The sequence below is a fragment of the Pontibacter burrus genome, from assembly GCF_010686685.1.
GTDB classification, from domain to species: Bacteria; Bacteroidota; Bacteroidia; order Cytophagales; family Hymenobacteraceae; genus Pontibacter; species Pontibacter burrus.
The window spans coordinates 46,821-65,354 of record NZ_JAAGWD010000003.1 but is presented as its reverse complement, the minus strand read 5'-3'; the positions used below and the strand labels follow the sequence as shown (position 1 = coordinate 65,354).

The window sequence follows — 18,534 nt, the reverse complement described above, 5'->3', positions numbered from 1 at the left end:
TTATGCTGTTATGGGGTGAATTGGGAATGTTATACGGAAAGTAGTGCCTTCGTTCAGTTCACTTTCGTAGGTTAAAGATCCGTCCATTATATCTACGTAGCGGTTCACAATGTTTAGTCCGAGACCGGTGCCCTGTATATTGGTCACGTTTTGCGCCCGGAAAAAAGGCGTAAACAAATGTACCTTGTCAGCATCCGGAATCCCGATACCTTCATCTTTTACAGACAGGTTTATAGTACTGTTTACAGCTGTGTCAATGTAGATCTGCTTGCCTTCACCGGAATACTTGCTGGCGTTGGAAAGCAGGTTTAATATAATATTTTTTAGTAACTGTTTATCTAAGGTAACTATAGTTTCTGGCCCGCTGTGCTGGTAGTGTATCTTCTGCCCGATCTTCACAAGCCCCTGCATTTCGTCTACAATCTCGGCTGTAAAGTCTTTCAGGTCGAACGTAGTTGGTACGTTATAGATCTTGCCTTCCTCTATCCTGCTTATCGACAGGAAATCGTTTAGGATAGTTGTAAGATTGCTTACCGCCGATTTGATGCGCTCCACATGCTTCTGTCTCTTCTCATCGTCTTCAGTGGCTTTGTATTTGCCAATTAAGGATGCTGATGAAAGTACAGTGCTAAGCGGCGTACGAAACTCATGCGAGGCTATTGTTACAAACCTCGATTTTAGTTCATGCAGCTCCTTCTCTTTCTGCAGTGCCTTGCGTATCTCAACCTGTGCTTCGTAGAGGCTGCGATTTGTTTCTTCCAGCTTTTTAACGGCCTCTCCCAGCTCACGGGTACGCTCATCCACGCGTTGTTCAAGTTCAGAGTTCAGCTTATGTATTTCAGCCATGCTTTTGGCATGCTCCACACTATAGCGGATCGATCGCTCTAAACTAAACGGATCAAAAGTGCCTTTTACGAGATAATCCGAAGCCCCTACGCGCATGGCCTTTTCATCGGTTTCGCGGTCGCTCTGGCCTGTTAAAAGTATAAACGGCGCCAGACTTCCGCCTTCCACTGCCTGCGAGATCAACTCCAGCCCGTCGTGTGCTCCCAGCCTGAAATCTACCAGGTATACATCGTGTTTCTCCTGCTTTATAAGCTCCAGTGCCTCACCGAAAGATGCTGTCCATTCAAGCACATAGTTGCGCCCCGGAATTTCATCAATTGTATCCCGGGTAATGATGAAATCATCTTCATCATCATCAATCAGCAGTACACGTATCTTGTTGCTATGAGGCATGTTTTAAGGGATAAGTTTGTAAGTTAAAAAGTTAGAAAGTGTTACTCAATCTCGACATTCACTTTTCTAACTTCCAAACTTTTTAACTTTCTAACTAACTTTTGGGCAGTTCTACAATTTCGAACCAGTATTTGCTCAGGGTTTTCATTACATCAACCAAGGAGCTGAATGTTACAGGCTTTGTAATAAAAGAGCTTACGCCCAGGTCGTAGGTGCGCAGGATGTCTTCTTCGGCTTTGGAAGTGGTCAGCACCACAACCGGAATCATGCGCAGATGTTCCTGCTGCTTTATCTCTTTCAGCGCTTCACGACCATCCTTTTTAGGCATGTTCAGGTCCAGCAGAATCAGGCCCGGTGTCGGGTACTGTTCCTTGTCTGCAAACCTGCCTTTGTTGTTCAGGTAATCCAGCAGTTCTTCGCCGTTCTCCACAAACTGTATATGGTTGTTCAGGCGGCTTTCCTCCAATGCTTCTTTAACCAGCATCCGGTCTTCGGCATCGTCGTCGGCAATCAGTATGATAATTGATCTTGGATTTGGACTCATGCAACTATAGTTTATTCCTGTAAGTGTTTTTTTGCTAATGTAATAATAAATCGGGTGCCTTCGCCGGGCGTGCTTTTGGCCGTTATGTCGCCGCCGTGGCGCACTGCAATTTTACGGCAGACAGCCAGGCCAATACCAGAGCCTTCATACTTCTGCCCTTCCAGACGCTGAAAGATATTAAAAATACGATCCAGGTATTTCTCATCGAAACCAATGCCGTTATCTTCTATCGTTATTTCCACCATTTCGTCGCCGGGCGTTGAAGTGAGATGCGCGTGTAGCTGCACATTTCTGGACGAGATCCTGACAACAGGGGTAACACCCTCTTTCCGGAACTTAATAGCATTGCTGATCAGGTTCTGGAATAACTGACGCATCTGGGTTGGTTCGCCTTCTATAGTTGGCAGCGGCGATCTTTCTATTACAGCGCCGGTCTGTTCTATAGTTACTTCCAGGTCAGAGAGCACTTCCGACAGTATCTTATCGAGCTTTACTTTAACAAATGCCTTTGATTTGCTTGTCACTCTGGAGAAGTCGAGCAGGTCGTTTATCAGGTTCTGCATACGCGAGGCTGCATTCAGCATCCTGTCTACATAATCCTTGCCCTGGTCGCTGAGTTTATCGTATTCCTTGGTCTTTAAGCGGTCGCCAAAAGCTTGGATTTTGCGCAGTGGCTCCTGCAGGTCATGCGACGAAACATAGGCAAAATCCTGTAGTTCGCGGTTACTGCGTTCCAGCTCAGCAGCATAACGTCTCAGGCGCTCTTCGCTTACTTTCTGGTGTGTAATGTCGTGCACAAAACCAGTGTATACTTTTCTGTCAGCCAGCTGTACTTCACTTATACTCAGAAAGAAAGGGAAAACGGTTCCGTCTTTTCGTAGCCCGGATACTTCACGGCCAATGCCAATAATGCGTGGTTCGCGGGTGCGGTGGTAGCGTTCCATGTAAGCATCGTGCTGGCTACTATCCGGTTCCGGCATCAGCATGCTTATGTTGCGGCCAATCAGTTCATGTTCTTCGTAGCCAAAAAGCTTCTGTGCCGACGGGTTCACCATTTCGATCAGACCGCGCGTGTCTATCGTGATAATACCGTCTACAGCCGTTTGTATGATGGAGTTAAACTTGTTCTCGCTTTCTCGCAGCGCAGCTTCGGTTTTCTTTAGCTCCGTAATGTCGTGCACTATGCCGGTAAAAATCTGCTTTTCGTGCAGGCGAACTTCACTGATACTCAGCAGAAACGGAAATATAGTACCATCCTTTTTCTTGCCCAACACTTCGCGCCCAATGCCGATGATCTGCCCGATACCCGTGCGGTGGTAGTTGTCGATATATACATCGTGAAGGCTTTTATCCGGCTCAGGCATCAGAACCTTAATGTTCTGCCCGATGATCTCTTCCGGATCATATCCAAAAATGCGCGCCGCAGCCGGGTTCATAGTTTCCACTACGCCACGGTTATCAATGGTTATAATTCCGTCAATAGCCGTATCGATAATAGCCTGCAACCTGGACTCTGAATCAGTGCTATAGTTATTTTGCTTTTCTTCCACCTCTAAAGTATTTTACTCAATATAAGCGTTCTGCTTTAAACGACAAAGCTTGGGCTAACAGCCAAATTTAGCGGATTTAGCAGAAGTACACCATTCCGTTTGTCATCATAAAGCATAAACCAAACTATAATACCCTTCTCCCCGGAGAGGTGATGATCAGAAAAAAGTATCACAAACTATAGATTACATTCAGCTGCATTCAGTAACTATAGTGCTATAAAAAGCAGCGTAGAAGCTGCTATATAGTGCAGTTGCAACTTATACATGGCATAATCGTTGCAATTAAAATATAGGTTTTTAAAGATTCTGGAAGACGGAAACTATAGCCTGCATTAATATTTAAGACTATGAAAAGAATTCAGATAACTGCTTTATTAACCGGTGTGCTGCTGCTGTTCAACTCCTGCTCCACCAACCCGGTTACAGGCAAGAAAGACGTGATTTTAATGTCGGAGGGCCAGGAGCTGGCACTTGGACAGGAAGCAGACCCGCAGATTGTAGCCCAGTTCGGGCTTTATGACAACCCGGCCATGCAGCGCTTTATAAGTGAGAAAGGCCAGCAAATGGCAGCCATATCGCACCGTAGCAACATTAAGTATAATTTCAAAATACTTGACTCGCCGGTAATAAATGCTTTTGCTGTGCCCGGTGGTTATGTATACTTTACGCGGGGCATTATGGCCCACTTTAACAACGAGGCTCAGTTTGCCGGCGTGCTTGGCCACGAGATCGGGCATATTGCAGCACGCCACTCGGCACAACAGCAAAGTAAGCAGGTACTGAGCCAGGTAGGTCTGATAGCCGGTATGATCCTGGTACCAGAGCTCGCCCAATTTGGAAACGAGGCCATGCAGGGACTAGGCCTCCTGTTCCTGAAATTCGGTCGCGATGATGAGCGCCAGTCTGATGAGCTGGGTGTAGAATACTCGACCAAGATCGGGTACGATGCCAATCAAATGGCCGACTTTTTCCTGACCCTGCAGCGCGAACAGCAAAAGGCAGGCGGGCAGGCCATACCAGAGTTTATGAGCACACACCCCGACCCTGGTAACCGCTATACTACCGTGCACGAACTGGCCGCACAGTGGCAACAGAAATTGAATGCCACAAACCTGAAAGTAGGCCGTGACTCTTACCTGCGCCTGATCGACGGCATAATTTATGGCGAAGACCCGAAACAGGGCTTTGTTGAAAATTTTGTGTTTTACCACCCTGAGCTGAAATTCCAGTTCCCGATACCGAATGGCTGGAAATATCTGAACTCGCCACAAGCGTTCCAGATGGCGCACCCCGAAGGCAAAGCCATTATTAACCTGACACTGGCACCCGGCACCTCGCTGGAAGATGCCGCCCGCCAGACCCTTGAAGGTTATAAATTAACATTGGTTGAGTCGAAAAACACTACTGTAAATGGCAACAATGCCCTGGCTATAGTTGCAGACCAGAAGCAGGAACAAGGAACTATCCGCACGCTCACTTATTTTATACAATACGGTGGCAACATTTACAGCATTATGGGTATTACATCAGGCAATGATTTTAATAATTACTTCAACACCTTTTCCGGTACCATGACCAATTTCCGTCAACTAACAGACCAGAGCAAGCTGAACAAGCAGCCAGAGCGCGTGCGTATCAAAACTGTAGGCCAAAACACCACGTTGGCGCAGGCACTGCAGTCTAATGGCACTCCATCCGCCCGCCTGGAAGAGCTGGCGATTTTGAATGGTATGCAGCTGACGGATCGTGTTGAAAAAGGGATGCTGATAAAGGTTGTAACACAGTAACACTGGCTAGCACTCTATAGTATAAGGCCAGGAAATTCGTTTTCCTGGCCTTATACTTTTATGCCTGCCGCAACTTAAAGGGCATAGCAACTATAAATTGAGTACATTCGCAATCCGGAGAGAGAAGCAGAAGAGATGGAACTACAAGTACCCGAACAACAACAGATAAGCACCCACCTACGGGATAAACTCGATTATTGTCAGCAGTGCCATCTGCACAAAGCTGAATGCAGGTGCGAAGAAACGCTACTGGTTAAAGCAAACGAAGAAGTACCAGAGCAAAGTAAAGGCCTGGACATTATGCTTAGCACCTGGACCATCTCCATTAAGGGCGTTAAGAAAACTGTTGAAGGAATTGTAGTAGTAAACAAAGGCCTGGATAAGATTGCCAAAGACGAAACTTTCCGCAGACGTGTAAAGCGGGAACTACGCCTGAGCAACGACGAATTTGATGTGGTAGAAATTGCTTTCACCCTGAAACTCGGCGAAACTTTTGCCATTTAAAAACTATAGTTAAGTCGTTTAAAAACAGCAGCGCCAGGTACAAACTATACCTGGCGCTGCTGTTTTATTCATTCTATAGTTACCGGTATTAAGCCTGGCTCAGTTTACCTTCCAGTTCTTCTACTTCCAGCATCTGTTCTTCCCACTCGTTGTTAGCTTTCTGCAGCTCTTTCTGGGCTGTTTCAAACTTCTGAGAGGTTTCCTGCAGCAGGGCTACGTTGCCATACACTTTCGGGTCGGCCAGTTCAGTTTCATATTTTGCCAATTCCTGCTCCAGTTGCTGTACTTTCTTTTCCAGCTCTGACAACTTTTTGTTGGCCTGCTTCAGCTGGTTGTTCAATTGGTTAAATTCAGAATTATTGCGGGCTGGTTTTGGTTCTTCTTTTTTAGGAGCCGGAGCAGCCGCAGCCTGTAGTTTGGCCTCTTTCTCACGCTTCTCCTGAAAAGCTTCGTATTCGTGGTAAGTACCCGGATACTCCTTCAGCTGATAATCCTCGATGTACCAGATCTTGGTTGCCACATTCTCCACAAAATAGCGGTCGTGCGAGATGATCACAAAGGTACCTTCATACTGCTCCAGGGCCTGAATCAGGATATTAACCGACTGCATATCCAGGTGGTTGGTAGGCTCATCCAGCATCAGGAAGTTGGCTTCAGAAATAAGCGTTTTAGCCAAGGCTACACGGCTTTTCTCCCCTCCCGACAATACCTTGATCTTTTTGAAAACATCATCGCCGGTAAACAGGAAAGCACCAAGCAGGGTACGCAGTTCTACATCGGTCTTGCCAGAGCCTGACTGCTGTAGTTCCTGCAAAATCTCATTGTCCACGTTAAGAGACTCCAATTGATGCTGCGCGTAAAACGACATGATCACATTATGTCCGAGCTCGCGTTTGCCCTTGATAGGTTCTGTGCCTGCAATAATGCGCAACAGCGTAGATTTACCTTTACCGTTGGCACCGATCAACGCAATTTTATCGCCGCGCTCAATGTGCACATTGGTATCCCGGAAGATCACTTTCTCTCCGAAGGCTTTGCTCATGTGCTCGAGGCGCAGAATGTGGCGGCCAGGCTGAACATTGAAACGGAAACTGAAATTTACTTTAGCCGCATCAGGTGCTACTTCTTCGATGCGCTCCATTCTTTCGAGCTGCTTCATGCGGCTCTGCGCCTGCTTGGCTTTGGTAGCTTTGGCTTTGAAACGCTCAATAAAACGCTCCGCCTGCCTGATCTGGGCCTGCTGGTTTTCGTAAGCGCCTTTCTGTATCTCGTTCCGCAAGGCCTTTTCTTCTACATAAAAACTATAGTTGCCCGGGTAGTAGTTCAGCTTGGAGCCCGATACCTCTACGGTTACATTGGTTGTACGATCCAAGAACTCGCGGTCGTGTGAAACGATCACTACAGCACCTTCAAAGCGCTCCAGGTAACTTTCCAGCCACTTGATGGATGGTAAGTCCAGGTGGTTGGTAGGCTCATCGAGCAAGAGCAACGAAGGTTTCTGAAGTAGAATTTTAGCCAGCATAACACGCATGCGCCATCCACCCGAAAAAGATGCCAGTGGCTGCTGCAGTTCTTCGGTGGTAAAGCCCAGGCCTTCCAATATCGCCTCAGATTCTGCCTGCATGGTATAGCCACCAAGCGCCTCAAAACGTTCCTGCAGATTGGCCAGTTTGCCCACCAGGTCATCATGGAAGTTATTTTCAAACTCCACCAGCACCTTGTCTATCTCTGCCTGCATGTTCAGGGCTTCTCCAAAAGCCTGCATGGCCACAGAAAGAATGCTTTCGTGGGTCTGGTAGCTCAGCAGGTCCTGGTTCAGGAAACCTATAGTTGTCTCCTTGCTCATGTGTATGCTTCCGCTGTCGGGTTTGTACTCTCCAACTATAAGGCGCAACAAGGTAGATTTACCGGTACCGTTCAGCCCGATCAGACCAATTTTATCTTTTGGACGGATATGCAGGTTGGCATCGTCATACATCGGGCGACTACCGAAATGGAAGCTAAGGTTGTTTATGGAAATCATGCAGTTGTATCAAACTATAAGGTGCAAAGTTACTGAATTTAACCTAAATGATGCAGCAGTAATCGCTTCTCTGCCCCTTTGTCATTCACCAGTTTTTCGGTTTTTATGCTAAACAAATACTAATCCCAGCCGTTTCATATTCGAAAGCTGTGCATAAATGCATACATTTGCTTTGTGGCAATACGTTATTAAGCAGGCAATTATGATCGCGATCACTTCGCTGTTAGACAAAACCCATTCCGACAAGGTAACCGAACTTACTGAGAACTTGGAAGAAAAATTTGGGCTAACTGCTGTAAAAGCAACACCTTATCCGCACCTTACGCTCCTGACAGCCGAGGTGCCGGACATGGAAGAGTTGAAGCAATACCTGGAACTTACCTGCTTCGAGGCACCGGACTTTACCATCCGTACCACAGGTCTGGGCATTTTCCCGGGGCCACAACCCGTAGTGTATATACCCGTACTGCGCACACCGCCACTAAACCAACTGCACGCCAAACTCCACGCCGACATCTCTGAAATGAGCAGCGAAATGGGCCTGTACTATAACCCGAATATGTGGCTGCCGCATATTACCCTGGCCCTTGGCGACACCACTCCCGAAATGCTGGGTCCGCTGTTGTCATATCTCTGTAACTATAACTTTAACTGGGAAATTACCCTGGATAACATTACCATTCTACAGAAGAGCGGTGATTATTTTCTGAAAGAAGAAGAATTCAGATTTGGCCGGCGCGAGCTCATCAGCTAAACTATAGGTTCGCTTTTTCCTGCGCTTAACTATCTATGGTTGCTATCTATAGTTGCCCGAAGCACTTATATTTTTATTTTTCAGAACAGCTGTAGAACAGTGCAATTTTTACTGCAGAAATCAAGTCCGGACTATACTAACTATAGCTGCTTTTTTCTCACGCCCTATCAGTCTAAAAAACTGGCCAGTCGCTCATAACAGCGCATTTCAGACCAGTTCTCTCCTATAGCACTACAAACTATAGTTATTACTACAGATCAAGTACTTCCAAATCCATTTCTGCCCGATTTTGATCTAATCAGCAGGCATTAAAACGGCATCATCCCGAACTATGCTTTTCAGGCTACCGTACCTAATCGGAGCGCTTAAGCCTATCGGTTTTGCATCTTCCCCGGGCAACTTATCAAATTTCGATCCCTGATAAACCGGCTTGTATCTGAAAGCTACATAGAACTATGAACAACGAAAACAAACCAAACAAACCCACTGGCAGCAGCTCAGTGAACGAAAACAGTAAAAACGAGCAACTCGAGCAGTTCCGTAACGACAACACGGATCAGTACATGACCACCGACCAGGGCGTTCGGATAAATCATACCGACGACTCCCTGAAATCCGGCTCACGAGGGCCAACCCTGATCGAAGACTTCCACTTCCGGGAGAAAATGACGCACCTCGACCACGAGTCGATCCCGGAACGCGTGGTACATGCCCGCGGCTCTGCGGCACACGGTTATTTCCAGCCCTACAACGATTCGCTGAAGCAATATACCAAAGCCAGATTCCTGACAGACCCGGAAGAACGTACCCCGGTATTTGTTCGTTTCTCTACAGTGGTAGGTTCAAGAGGCTCTGCCGATACGGTGCGCGACGTTCGTGGTTTTGCCACAAAATTTTATACCTCGGAAGGAAACTACGACCTGGTAGGCAACAACATTCCGGTCTTCTTTATCCAGGATGCCATCAAATTTCCGGATCTGGTACACGCCATTAAACCCCATCCTGACAGTGAAATGCCACAGGCAACCGCCGCCCACGATAACTTCTGGGATTTTGCCTCCCTGATGCCGGAGACCACACATATGCTGCTCTGGGTCTTATCAGACAGGGCCATACCACGCAGTTTCAGGATGATGGATGGCTTTGGCGTGCATACGTTCCGGTTCGTAAATGAGGCAGGCCAGGGCACTTTTGTAAAACTACACTGGCGCCCTTTGTTAGGGGCACACTCGCTTGTTTGGGACGAAGCACAAAAACTGGGCGGCAAAGACACCGACTGGCTGCGCAGGGACCTTTGGGAAGCTATCGAGAAGGGCGATTACCCTGAATTTGAACTGAGTGTGCAGCTGGTACCAGAAGAAGATGAATTCAAATATGATTTCGACCTGCTGGATGCTACCAAATTAATACCTGAAGAAATTGTGCCGCGCGTTCCGGTTGGTAAAATGGTACTGAACCGCAACCCAGATAACTTCTTTGCTGAAACAGAGCAAGTGGCGTTTCACCCGGGTAACCTGGTGCCGGGCATTGATGTAACCAACGATCCGCTGTTGCAGGGGCGCCTGTTCTCTTACTTAGATACACAGCTAAATCGTTTTAACAGCTCCAACTTTACAGAGGTGCCGATTAACCGCCCGGTTGCACCGGTTCATAACCACCATGGAGCCGGCTTTATGAAGATGACCATTGGCAAAGGCAAAGCCAACTACTGGCCAAACTCAACCGGCGATGGCAATCCTAAAATGGCACCTGAAGATGAGGGCGGCTATGTACATTACACCGAGAAGGTGGAAGGCCATAAAATACGCGCCCGCAGCGCCAGTTTCCGGGATCACTATAGCCAGGCGACCTTGTTCTGGAACTCGATGACTGAAGTGGAGAAAAAGCATATTGTGGAAGCCGCACATTTTGAACTGGGTAAAGTGGAGCGCGAGGATATCCGCAGACGCATGGTTGGCAACTTCGCCAAGGTATCAAAAGAATTAGCAGAGCGCGTAGCAGCCGGAATTGGTGTAGACGTGCCTACAGACTCGGATATTGAATCGACAGGGAATTTTGAAGATAATGCTGCCTCAGAAAAAATGCGTAAAGGCAATTCGGTGAAAGAATCACCAGCCTTGAGTATGGAGCGCAACAAGGTAGAGACCTTAGCATCAAGAAGAGTTGCGGTGTTGATTGAAGATGGATTTGACTGCAACGAACTGGCCCAACTGAAACAGGCCCTGACAGAGGCCGGAGCGCATGTAACTATCGTTTCGAAACTACTGGGCATGCGCACTGCCAGCAATGGTGAGCAGGTAAAAGTTGATAAAAGCCATATCACGACCGGCTCTATCTTGTTTGATGCCATCTACATACCTGACGGCGAGAAAAGCATAAGAACCCAGATGAATGAAGGGAAAGCGCTGCATTTTGTAAGCGAGGCCTTTAAGCATTGCAAGGCTATAGCCACTTCCGGCCACGGCATAGAGTTGCTCCGGAAGGCTGGAATAACCGGTGTATCTTACGCTGAACCTGCATCAGATAAAATAACAGATAGCAAAGGCGTCATAACAGCTGGCTCGGAGGCAGAAGCTGCCAGTTTTGCCGAAATGTTTATGGCTGCCATTAAGAAACATCGCCACTGGAACCGCGAAGAAAAAGACAGTATTCCGGCTTAATAACTATAGTTTATAAACAAAATGGCTGCAGTATATAACTGCAGCCGTTTTGCACATCTGCCTACTTATGAGCCTGGTTAAAGCTATAGCCTAACAGCAGGTTTATAGTTTTGCGGGATGTGCCTGTTGTCTTATATGGGCTCATACCTGTTCCATTCTCATAACGCACCTCTCCTACAAAGCCTTTCACATTTACGCCAACGCCCACCAGGAAAGCCTGCTCATATTTCCGTACAGATTCCAGCATTGGCACTGTGGTATGCTCCTCTATGGAGAATCTCCGGGTATGTAGTTTCACTTCATTGGAGCTACCAAGCATGTAGTTGTTGGCAATTCCTACATTCACAAATGGTAGTATCGTTTTAAAAGGAAAGTTGTAACGTATCATCGTGTTCAGCCCGATGTAGCGCATCTCAAATTTAATTTCCTCGTGGCGGTATTCGTTTGGCTGGTTGATAACCTCATAGGCACCCTCCACCTGATAGGTTTTAAAGGCAGCTTCGTTGTAAATTTCCCACCGGCCTTTTGCCCTTGGTAGCACGATGCCAAAACCAATTCCAGCGGTATAGTTTGAAGCCAGGCTCCCTGGTTTCAGGTTATAGTTGAAATCGGACTTTGTAATGTTAAGGGTAGTTGGCATCAGGCCTGCTCCAACGCTTAGCTTCAGTTTTACTTTATCAGTTTTGGCCACATACTGCATAGGGCCTTCTTCTGGGAAACAGGCATTGTACTTTGTGATCAGTTTTGTAAGATTTGTTGCTTTCAGTTCCGCAGTATAGGCCCCTTCCGCAACATCCGGGCAATCGTGCAGGTGCCGGGCAAGTGTTTCTTTGTACTCCTCAATGTTTGAAACGTATTGCGTCGCATTGGCATTTATCAGCTTTTTAATTAACCGCAATTCTTCCGGAGCGGTGTTTTGTTGCTGAATGTAAAAGTGTTGTTTGGCGCTTTCGTCTTCCATGTACAGCAGGTTCAGCTTTCCATTTACCAGCACGCGTAAAAAAACAGTATCGGTAACTATAATGGGTGCTGCTCCTACAATCATCTGGTTCACATCTACCGGCGATTTATCAATCTGCACAATTTCACTGACAAACCTATCTCCGTTTGCCAGGCCAAATCCCTTGATATCAGCAGCAGAAAATGTAGTGACTGTATTACTTTCGGGTGAGGATGCTACCCTTATGCGGTCTGGTGCTTTTACCCAGTTCTTATCATCAATGTAACTTTGAACCGTATCGCCGGCCGTGGTAATGTAATAGCCTTTTACAAAATTTTTCTGGGCATAAGAGGAAACTGCCAACAGGCAGAAAAGTGTGGTAAAGATTGTTTTCATATTAGTAATTGAGGGTAAATATATTTCACAAAGATAATATAGAAATAAATTATTATTGTGATAAAGGAAAGGGGCTGCTGGTTTATAACCAGCAGCCCCTTTATAGAAATCTAGTCCTGGATCTAATTGAAACTATAGCCCAGCAAAATATTAAACGTGCTACGTATTGTCCTTACAGTTGAAAAAGACGACATACCGTTTCCATACTCCAGTCTTAAACCGGCGTTAAACTTACCAGTTTCTACACCAGCACCAATTAAAAGTGCCTGTTCATATTTTCGGGTTGGTGTCATAAATGGTCCGTTCGTGGTCTTTTCGATCGTGAAACTGCGGCTAAAAGTCTCGACAGTGCTTTCGTCAATTAAATTGAAATTATTAGCGATTCCCACAGTTACATACGGACGTATTGTAGCTAAAGGTAACTGATAGCGCAGCATGGTATTCAGCCCGATGTAGCCCATTTTAACATCAAATGTTTCGTGCTTGTATTGTCCTATGCCACTTCTGCTCTCATGCTCTCCTGTCATCTGGAAATATTTCCAGGCAACTTCGTTATAAACAGACCATCTTCTGCTGGCACGTGGCAGCACTGCATTCAAGGACAAACCAATGGTATAGCTATTAGCTAGCCCGTTGTTATTTAAGCTATACTTCTCTTCGAGTTCTTGTACAATTAGGCTGCTAGGGGATAAACCCGCCACTGCCCCTAACTTATAAATTATCTTCTCAGATTTGGCTACATATTGTTTTTCATCAGCACTTGCGAAGCATGCGTTATAGTTTGTAAACAGCTTGGTTAACATACCGGTTTGCAACTGCGTGGTGCTGATACGTCTTGCTGCTTCGGGGCAATCCTGAAGATGACGGTTAAGCAGATCTTTATATGCTGGTGTACTCGAGATCACCTTTTTGCCATTCACCATCATTACCTTTTTGTGGATGACAAGCTCTTCGGGCTGGGCGTTCTCCTTTTGCAGGTAAAAATGTTTTTTTGAGTTCTCATCTTCCACAAACAACAGGTTGAGTTTGCCTTTTACCAGTACGCGCAGAAAAACTGTGTCTGTAACAACTATAGGAGCGTCCCCAATGTTCATCTGGTTCAGGTTTTCTTTGGATTTGTCGATCTGTACAACTTCGCTGACGAAAACATCGCCTGTGCTAAGGCCAAATCCCTTAATGTCTGATGCGGATAAAGTAGTAAAAGTACTACTTCCGGGAGAGTCTGCGATCCGGATCTGGTCTGGGTTCTTTATCCAGTTCCGGTCATCAATGTAACTTTGTACTGTATCGCCGGTGGCTGTAATGTAATACCCCCGGACAAAGTTTTTCTGGGCTGCGGCTGCAAAAGTGAGCAGGCAGCAAATTGCGGTAAAAAATACTTTCATTAAAATTGGTTGGAAATAAAACCCAAAGATACACTGAAGTATCTGAAAATAAAGGGGCTGCAGGTAATTAAACCTGCAGCCCCTTTATTTATAGTTCAACCTTACAGGCTGTGTTACATATCCAGTACAATGGCAAAAATAAGTGGCGCAACTATAGTTGCATCCGACTCAATCACGAACTTAGGAGTTTCTTTGCCCAGTTTACCCCAGGTAATTTTCTCATTCGGCACAGCACCGGAGTAAGAACCGTAGCTGGTAGTAGAATCGGAGATTTGTGCAAAATAGCCCCAAAGCGGAACGCCTGTGCGCTGCAGATCCTGGTGTAGCATTGGCACCACACAAATAGGGAAGTCACCGGCAATACCTCCACCAATCTGGAAGAAACCTATAGTTGAATCATCCTTTGCATTTTCAGTATACCAGTCGGCCAGGTACATCATGTACTGGATACCAGTTTTTACAGTGTGCACGTTTTTAATATCGCCGTTAATTACGTGGCTGGAGAAGATGTTCCCCAGTGTTGAATCTTCCCAACCCGGGCAAATGATTGGCAGGTTTTTCTTGGCAGCTTCCAGCATCCAGCTGTTTTTTGGGTCGATCTGGTAATACTGCTCCAGTTCACCTGATAACAGAATCTGGTAGAAGAACTCATGCGGGAAGTAAGATTTGCCTTCCTGGTCTGCTTTCTCCCAGAACTTCAGAACTGTATGCTCAATGCGGCGCATCGCTTCTTCTTCCGGAATACAAGTGTCGGTTACGCGGTTCATGTGGCGTTCCAACAAAGCCTCTTCGTCAGCTGCAGAGAGCTCGCGGTAGTGTGGCACGCGCTCATAAAAATCATGAGCCACCAGGTTAAAGATATCTTCTTCCAGGTTAGCACCCGTACATGAAATAGCCTGTACCTTGTCCTGACGGATCATCTCGGCCAGGATAATACCCAGCTCAGCAGTTGACATGGCACCCGCCAGTGTGATCATCATTTTACCACCGTTGTTCAGGTGTGTTTTGTATCCTTCGGCAGCGTCTATCACAGAGGCCGCATTAAAATGCTTGTAATGCTTCTTTAAAAAGTTGGTTACGTTCATCTTTCTGTTATTCAGTTCTTTATTTTGCTATTCGTGTTTATACTCTAATTGATCCCGGGGAGTTCAGTTAGTTGTATTGCAGGTAAAGATAAGTCTTATAAATGTAATTTGCCCATTCCGGAGCTACCATAAGCTCCTACCTGACTTTTTCCTTATTTCGACACCAGTTTAAGTCCGATAATGGAACCGATAAGCAGGAATATGAAGAAAAGTCTCCAGAAATCGGCTGGCTCTTTGTACAGGATCATGCCAACTATAACCGTACCTACTGCCCCTATTCCGGTCCAGACGGCATAAGCAGTACCCATCGGGATAGTGGCGATCGCCTTATTAAGCAGGAAAAAGCTGGCAGTGATGCACACAAAGAATCCCACTGACCATTTCAGCTGTGTAAAGTTATCAGACAGTTTCAGACAGGTTGTAAACCCGATCTCGAACAATCCGGCTACGATAAGGTATATCCAGGCCATTGCTTTAATTTTGTTTATGCAAAGGTCCGGACTATAGGGCAAAAGAAATTTAACAAATGTTAAAAAGTTACCTTACTTCGGCCCGGATGCGGCTCAGGGTAACCTGCGTTACGCCAAGGTAAGAGGCTATTTTGCTGAGCTGCACGCGCTGTACCAGTTGCGGATTGTGCTCCAGCAGGCTTTTATAACGCTCGGTTGCCGACTGAAACTGAAAAGCCATAAACCGCTCTTCCGTTTTGATCAGCTCGTACTCTGCCAGCTTACGCCCCCAGTTTGCCAATTCTATGTTGGTCAGGTAGAGTTCCTGCAGCCGGCTCAGGTCCATTACGTATACTTCTGACTTTTCCAGCAGCTCTATCGTTTCGTAACCGGGTTTGTTGGACACGTAACTATAGTACGAAAAGATAAGATCGCCTTCGGCACCAAACCAGAAAGTAACTTCCTGGTCGTTGCGGTAACAGAAAGCCCGTGCAATGCCCTGCTCAATAAAGAACACTTTTCTGCTTATCTCTCCTTCCCTGAACAGGATATGCCCTTTGGGTAGCTCCAGCCTTTCCATTAAAGCTGCGAGCTGCCCAAAAGTATTGTCAGAGATCGGGTACAGCTGCCTGATGGCCCGGGCGATGGTTTGCACGCGTTTATAGTTTACTTGGCCGGTTTCTCGATGATCAGGTTGTGGTTGGTATAGATGCAGATATCGGCGGCAATGTTCAGAGCTTCGCGCACCATTTCTTCTGCTGATAAATGCGGGGCATGCTTTTTAAGCGCCAGCGCAGCTGAATGGGCAAACATACTTCCCGAACCAATAGCCGCAATCTGATGATCCGGCTCCAGCACGTCGCCGGTACCCGAAATAATTAGCAGCTCGTCTTTGTTGGCCACTACCATCATGGCTTCGAGTTTGCGCAGGTACTGGTCTTTTCGCCAGTCTTTGGCCAGCTCAATGGCAGCGCGTTTCATGTTGTGCTGGTAGGCGTTCAGCTTTTCTTCAAAGCGCTCCAGCAAGGTAAATGCATCGGCAGTAGAGCCTGCAAATCCGGTCACTACTTTGCCATCCAGCAGTTTGCGGATCTTTTTCACGTTGCTTTTGGCAATATGCTTGTCCATGGTTGCCTGTCCGTCGGCGCCCAAGGCTACTTCGCCGTTATGGTAAATGCCTAAGACGGTAGTTGATCTTATCTTGGTCATGTGTTGCTAGTTTAATTTATGTGCCGCAACTATAGTTTATAGTTGGCTGCGGTTATCTGTAAAACTACGGCATCTTCAAACAAAAAGCCAAATCTATAGTTTGCGCCAAATTGTCGGTAAAGCCTATAGTTAGTTTGCGAGGTAAACGATTGAGAAGCATAAACTATAGTTGCTATAGTTTCTTTTTGTTCTCGTGGCCTTCCAGAATGTCATTTATGGTCAGGGCGGCGCTTATCAGGCCCAGGTGCGTAAAGGCCTGCGGAAAATTACCGAGGTGGTTGCCTTTCAGGCCCAGCATTTCGGCGTACAGGCCCAGGTGGTTGGCGTAGCCCAGCATTTTATCGAAATAAAGCCGCGCCTTGTCTATCTGCCCTGCTTTGGCCAGGCACTCCACATACCAGAATGTGCACATCGAGAAAGTACCTTCATTTCCTTTCAGGCCATCAAACCCTTCGCTGTTGCGGTAACGGAAAACCAGCGCATCCGAAACCAGCCTGTCTTCAATAAGCTTCAGTGTAGATAGCCAGCGCGGGTCTTTGGGGCTGATGAAGCGAATGAGTGGCATCAGCAGTGTGGCTGCATCCACGGTATCGGCACCCTTATATTGCACAAAGCTTTGCAGCTCCTCGCTCCAGAACTCGTGGTGTATCGAAAAAAATATCTTATCGCGCTCCACGCGCCAGCGGGCCGGGAGCGGATACGAATGGTTTTCGGCAATTTTCATAGCCCGGTCTATGGCAACCCAGCACATCATACGCGAGTACAGAAACTGCCTTTTGCCGCCGCGCACTTCCCAGATGCCTTCATCCTCGCGGTGCCAGTTGTCGCAAACCCACTCCACCTGTTGCCGCAGGTCGTTCCAGAACTCAAACGCAATGGGTGCGCCATACTTATCATAGAGGTAAACCGCATCCAGCAGTTCGCCATAAATATCCAGCTGCACCTGGTCGTAAGCCGCATTGCCGATGCGTACCGGCCTCGATCCTTTGTAGCCTTCCAGGTGGTTCAGTTCGATCTCGTCCAGTTCCAGTTCACCGCTCAGGGTATACATCAGCCTGAGCCTGCCTGCACTGTGCAAGGCATCGCACTGGCGGTCTACCCAATCCACAAAGTTTTTGGCTTCCTGCTTGTAGCCCAGCCGCAGCAAGGTGTACACGGTAAACGAGGCGTCCCGAATCCAGGTGTAGCGATAGTCCCAGTTGCGCTCGCCGCCTAATTCTTCAGGCAAACCAAAAGTGGGTGCTGCCACCAGCGAGCCATATTTGTTCGACACCATCAGTTTAAGCACCAGCGCCGAGCGGTTCACCATTTCCATCCAGCGGCCTTTATAATGGCACCGAGCAACCCAGTTCTTCCAGTAAGCTATAGTTTCGTACAGACTTTTGGTCACAAAGTTTTCCAGCACTTTGGCAGGTGGTTGCTCGTCTGAGGCACGTTCCAAGAGCAGATCCACTTTCTCGCCGGTCTTCAGGGTAAAGGTGGCCGTGGCATCCGTGTTGGTAATCTGCAGTGGTGTTGTGCTTTTTAACCTGACAGCCAAACCATTGGTATCTGTACAGGTAAATACGATTTCGTACTCGTTTACCTGGGTGACAGTGTGAGGCGAGCGGGCATAGTTAAAGCGCGGGCTGCACTGCATCCGGAATGTCATGTCGCCATGCACGCACGCGACCCGCCTAATGAGCCGGCTGCCCTTGGTCTGCTCTTCTACCGGCATAAAATCAGTCACTTCGCCTATACCTTCATCCGACAGGTATCGGGTAAGCAGCACATTGGTATCCGGGAGATACATTTGCCGGTGCTTCATGTCGTTGTGCGTAGGCTCAATTATAAAGCTTCCCCCTTTCTCATCATCCAGCAGCGACGCAAAAATGGAGGGAGAATCGAAATCAGGAAAGCACATAAAATCGATGGAGCCGTTGAGCCCAACTAAGGCCACTGTGTTCAGGTCGCCGATAACGCCATGATCTTCGATGGGTAGGTATGCCATAGTGCTGTGTAGCAGGTTA

Annotated in this window: 15 protein-coding genes; 4 read left to right on the top strand and 11 right to left on the bottom strand. The window is 47.1% G+C overall.

Annotated elements, in window-relative coordinates:
- The 3 genes from GXP69_RS07670 to GXP69_RS19275 all read right to left on the bottom strand — a co-directional run bounded on the left by GXP69_RS07670 (window position 1) and on the right by GXP69_RS19275 (window position 3,333).
- Entirely contained in the window at window positions 1–1,239 is a 1,239-nt protein-coding gene (locus GXP69_RS07670) for a hybrid sensor histidine kinase/response regulator (protein ID WP_163914083.1), read from the bottom strand.
- Window positions 1,240–1,333: 94 nt separating this feature from the next.
- Window positions 1,334–1,783, bottom strand: coding sequence for a response regulator (locus GXP69_RS07665; RefSeq protein ID WP_163914081.1), 450 nt, complete (start codon window positions 1,781–1,783; stop codon window positions 1,334–1,336).
- Between the two features lie 11 nt (window positions 1,784–1,794).
- Window positions 1,795–3,333 carry a sensor histidine kinase gene (locus GXP69_RS19275; protein ID WP_163914079.1) on the bottom strand — a complete coding sequence of 513 codons (1,539 nt, stop codon included), beginning with the start codon at window positions 3,331–3,333 and terminating at the stop codon, window positions 1,795–1,797.
- Window positions 3,334–3,680: 347 nt separating this feature from the next.
- Here GXP69_RS19275 and GXP69_RS07655 point away from each other — a divergent pair, with 347 nt between their 5' ends.
- A complete protein-coding gene (locus GXP69_RS07655; RefSeq protein ID WP_163914077.1) occupies window positions 3,681–5,120 on the top strand; it encodes a M48 family metalloprotease in 1,440 nt (479 codons plus the stop codon).
- A gap of 135 nt (window positions 5,121–5,255) precedes the next feature.
- On the top strand, window positions 5,256–5,624 hold the full coding sequence (locus GXP69_RS07650) for a hypothetical protein (RefSeq protein ID WP_163914075.1): 369 nt from the start codon (window positions 5,256–5,258) through the stop codon (window positions 5,622–5,624).
- A gap of 88 nt (window positions 5,625–5,712) precedes the next feature.
- Here the strand turns inward: GXP69_RS07650 and GXP69_RS07645 are convergent, their stop codons facing one another.
- Window positions 5,713–7,647: an ABC-F family ATP-binding cassette domain-containing protein gene (locus tag GXP69_RS07645; protein ID WP_163914072.1), complete on the bottom strand. Its 1,935-nt coding sequence runs from the start codon at window positions 7,645–7,647 to the stop codon at window positions 5,713–5,715.
- 157 nt (window positions 7,648–7,804) lie between these two features.
- Here GXP69_RS07645 and GXP69_RS07640 point away from each other — a divergent pair, with 157 nt between their 5' ends.
- Window positions 7,805–8,401, top strand: a complete 597-nt coding sequence (locus tag GXP69_RS07640) for a 2'-5' RNA ligase family protein (RefSeq protein WP_235925618.1) — start codon at window positions 7,805–7,807, stop codon at window positions 8,399–8,401.
- 455 nt (window positions 8,402–8,856) lie between these two features.
- The gene (locus GXP69_RS07635) at window positions 8,857–11,061 is read left to right on the top strand and encodes a catalase (protein ID WP_163914071.1); all 2,205 of its coding nucleotides are present in this window, start codon (window positions 8,857–8,859) and stop codon (window positions 11,059–11,061) included.
- Between the two features lie 61 nt (window positions 11,062–11,122).
- Here GXP69_RS07635 and GXP69_RS07630 read toward each other — a convergent pair whose 3' ends face one another.
- The 7 genes from GXP69_RS07630 to GXP69_RS07600 all read right to left on the bottom strand — a co-directional run bounded on the left by GXP69_RS07630 (window position 11,123) and on the right by GXP69_RS07600 (window position 18,515).
- Window positions 11,123–12,397 (bottom strand): PorT family protein, encoded by a 1,275-nt coding sequence (locus GXP69_RS07630; protein WP_163914069.1) that lies wholly within the window; start codon window positions 12,395–12,397, stop codon window positions 11,123–11,125.
- Window positions 12,398–12,519: 122 nt separating this feature from the next.
- Complete coding sequence (locus tag GXP69_RS07625) at window positions 12,520–13,782, bottom strand: outer membrane beta-barrel protein (protein WP_163914067.1); 1,263 nt, start codon at window positions 13,780–13,782, stop codon at window positions 12,520–12,522.
- Between the two features lie 113 nt (window positions 13,783–13,895).
- Entirely contained in the window at window positions 13,896–14,867 is a 972-nt protein-coding gene (locus tag GXP69_RS07620) for a deoxyhypusine synthase family protein (RefSeq protein ID WP_163914065.1), read from the bottom strand.
- Window positions 14,868–15,019: 152 nt separating this feature from the next.
- Window positions 15,020–15,337, bottom strand: coding sequence for a DMT family transporter (locus GXP69_RS07615; protein ID WP_163914063.1), 318 nt, complete (start codon window positions 15,335–15,337; stop codon window positions 15,020–15,022).
- A gap of 67 nt (window positions 15,338–15,404) precedes the next feature.
- Entirely contained in the window at window positions 15,405–15,971 is a 567-nt protein-coding gene (locus tag GXP69_RS07610) for a Crp/Fnr family transcriptional regulator (protein ID WP_163914062.1), read from the bottom strand.
- Between the two features lie 11 nt (window positions 15,972–15,982).
- The gene (hslV, locus tag GXP69_RS07605) at window positions 15,983–16,525 is read right to left on the bottom strand and encodes an ATP-dependent protease subunit HslV (protein ID WP_163914060.1); all 543 of its coding nucleotides are present in this window, start codon (window positions 16,523–16,525) and stop codon (window positions 15,983–15,985) included.
- A 172-nt stretch (window positions 16,526–16,697) separates the two neighbouring features.
- Entirely contained in the window at window positions 16,698–18,515 is a 1,818-nt protein-coding gene (locus GXP69_RS07600) for a glycoside hydrolase family 15 protein (protein ID WP_163914058.1), read from the bottom strand.
- Window positions 18,516–18,534 lie beyond the last annotated feature (19 nt).

Bases quoted from the DNA above. Each gene is read 5' to 3' on its own strand.
- GXP69_RS07630 (WP_163914069.1), bottom strand. From the start codon at position 12,397: ATGAAAACAATCTTTACCACACTTTTCTGCCTGTTGGCAGTTTCCTCT.
- GXP69_RS07640 (WP_235925618.1), top strand. From the start codon at position 7,805: ATGCATACATTTGCTTTGTGGCAATACGTTATTAAGCAGGCAATTATG.
- GXP69_RS07635 (WP_163914071.1), top strand. From the start codon at position 8,857: ATGAACAACGAAAACAAACCAAACAAACCCACTGGCAGCAGCTCAGTG.
- GXP69_RS07625 (WP_163914067.1), bottom strand. From the start codon at position 13,782: ATGAAAGTATTTTTTACCGCAATTTGCTGCCTGCTCACTTTTGCAGCC.
- GXP69_RS07600 (WP_163914058.1), bottom strand. From the start codon at position 18,515: ATGGCATACCTACCCATCGAAGATCATGGCGTTATCGGCGACCTGAAC.
- GXP69_RS07620 (WP_163914065.1), bottom strand. From the start codon at position 14,867: ATGAACGTAACCAACTTTTTAAAGAAGCATTACAAGCATTTTAATGCG.
- hslV (WP_163914060.1), bottom strand. From the start codon at position 16,525: ATGACCAAGATAAGATCAACTACCGTCTTAGGCATTTACCATAACGGC.
- GXP69_RS07670 (WP_163914083.1), bottom strand. From the start codon at position 1,239: ATGCCTCATAGCAACAAGATACGTGTACTGCTGATTGATGATGATGAA.
- GXP69_RS07615 (WP_163914063.1), bottom strand. From the start codon at position 15,337: ATGGCCTGGATATACCTTATCGTAGCCGGATTGTTCGAGATCGGGTTT.
- GXP69_RS07655 (WP_163914077.1), top strand. From the start codon at position 3,681: ATGAAAAGAATTCAGATAACTGCTTTATTAACCGGTGTGCTGCTGCTG.
- GXP69_RS07665 (WP_163914081.1), bottom strand. From the start codon at position 1,783: ATGAGTCCAAATCCAAGATCAATTATCATACTGATTGCCGACGACGAT.
- GXP69_RS07650 (WP_163914075.1), top strand. From the start codon at position 5,256: ATGGAACTACAAGTACCCGAACAACAACAGATAAGCACCCACCTACGG.
- GXP69_RS07645 (WP_163914072.1), bottom strand. From the start codon at position 7,647: ATGATTTCCATAAACAACCTTAGCTTCCATTTCGGTAGTCGCCCGATG.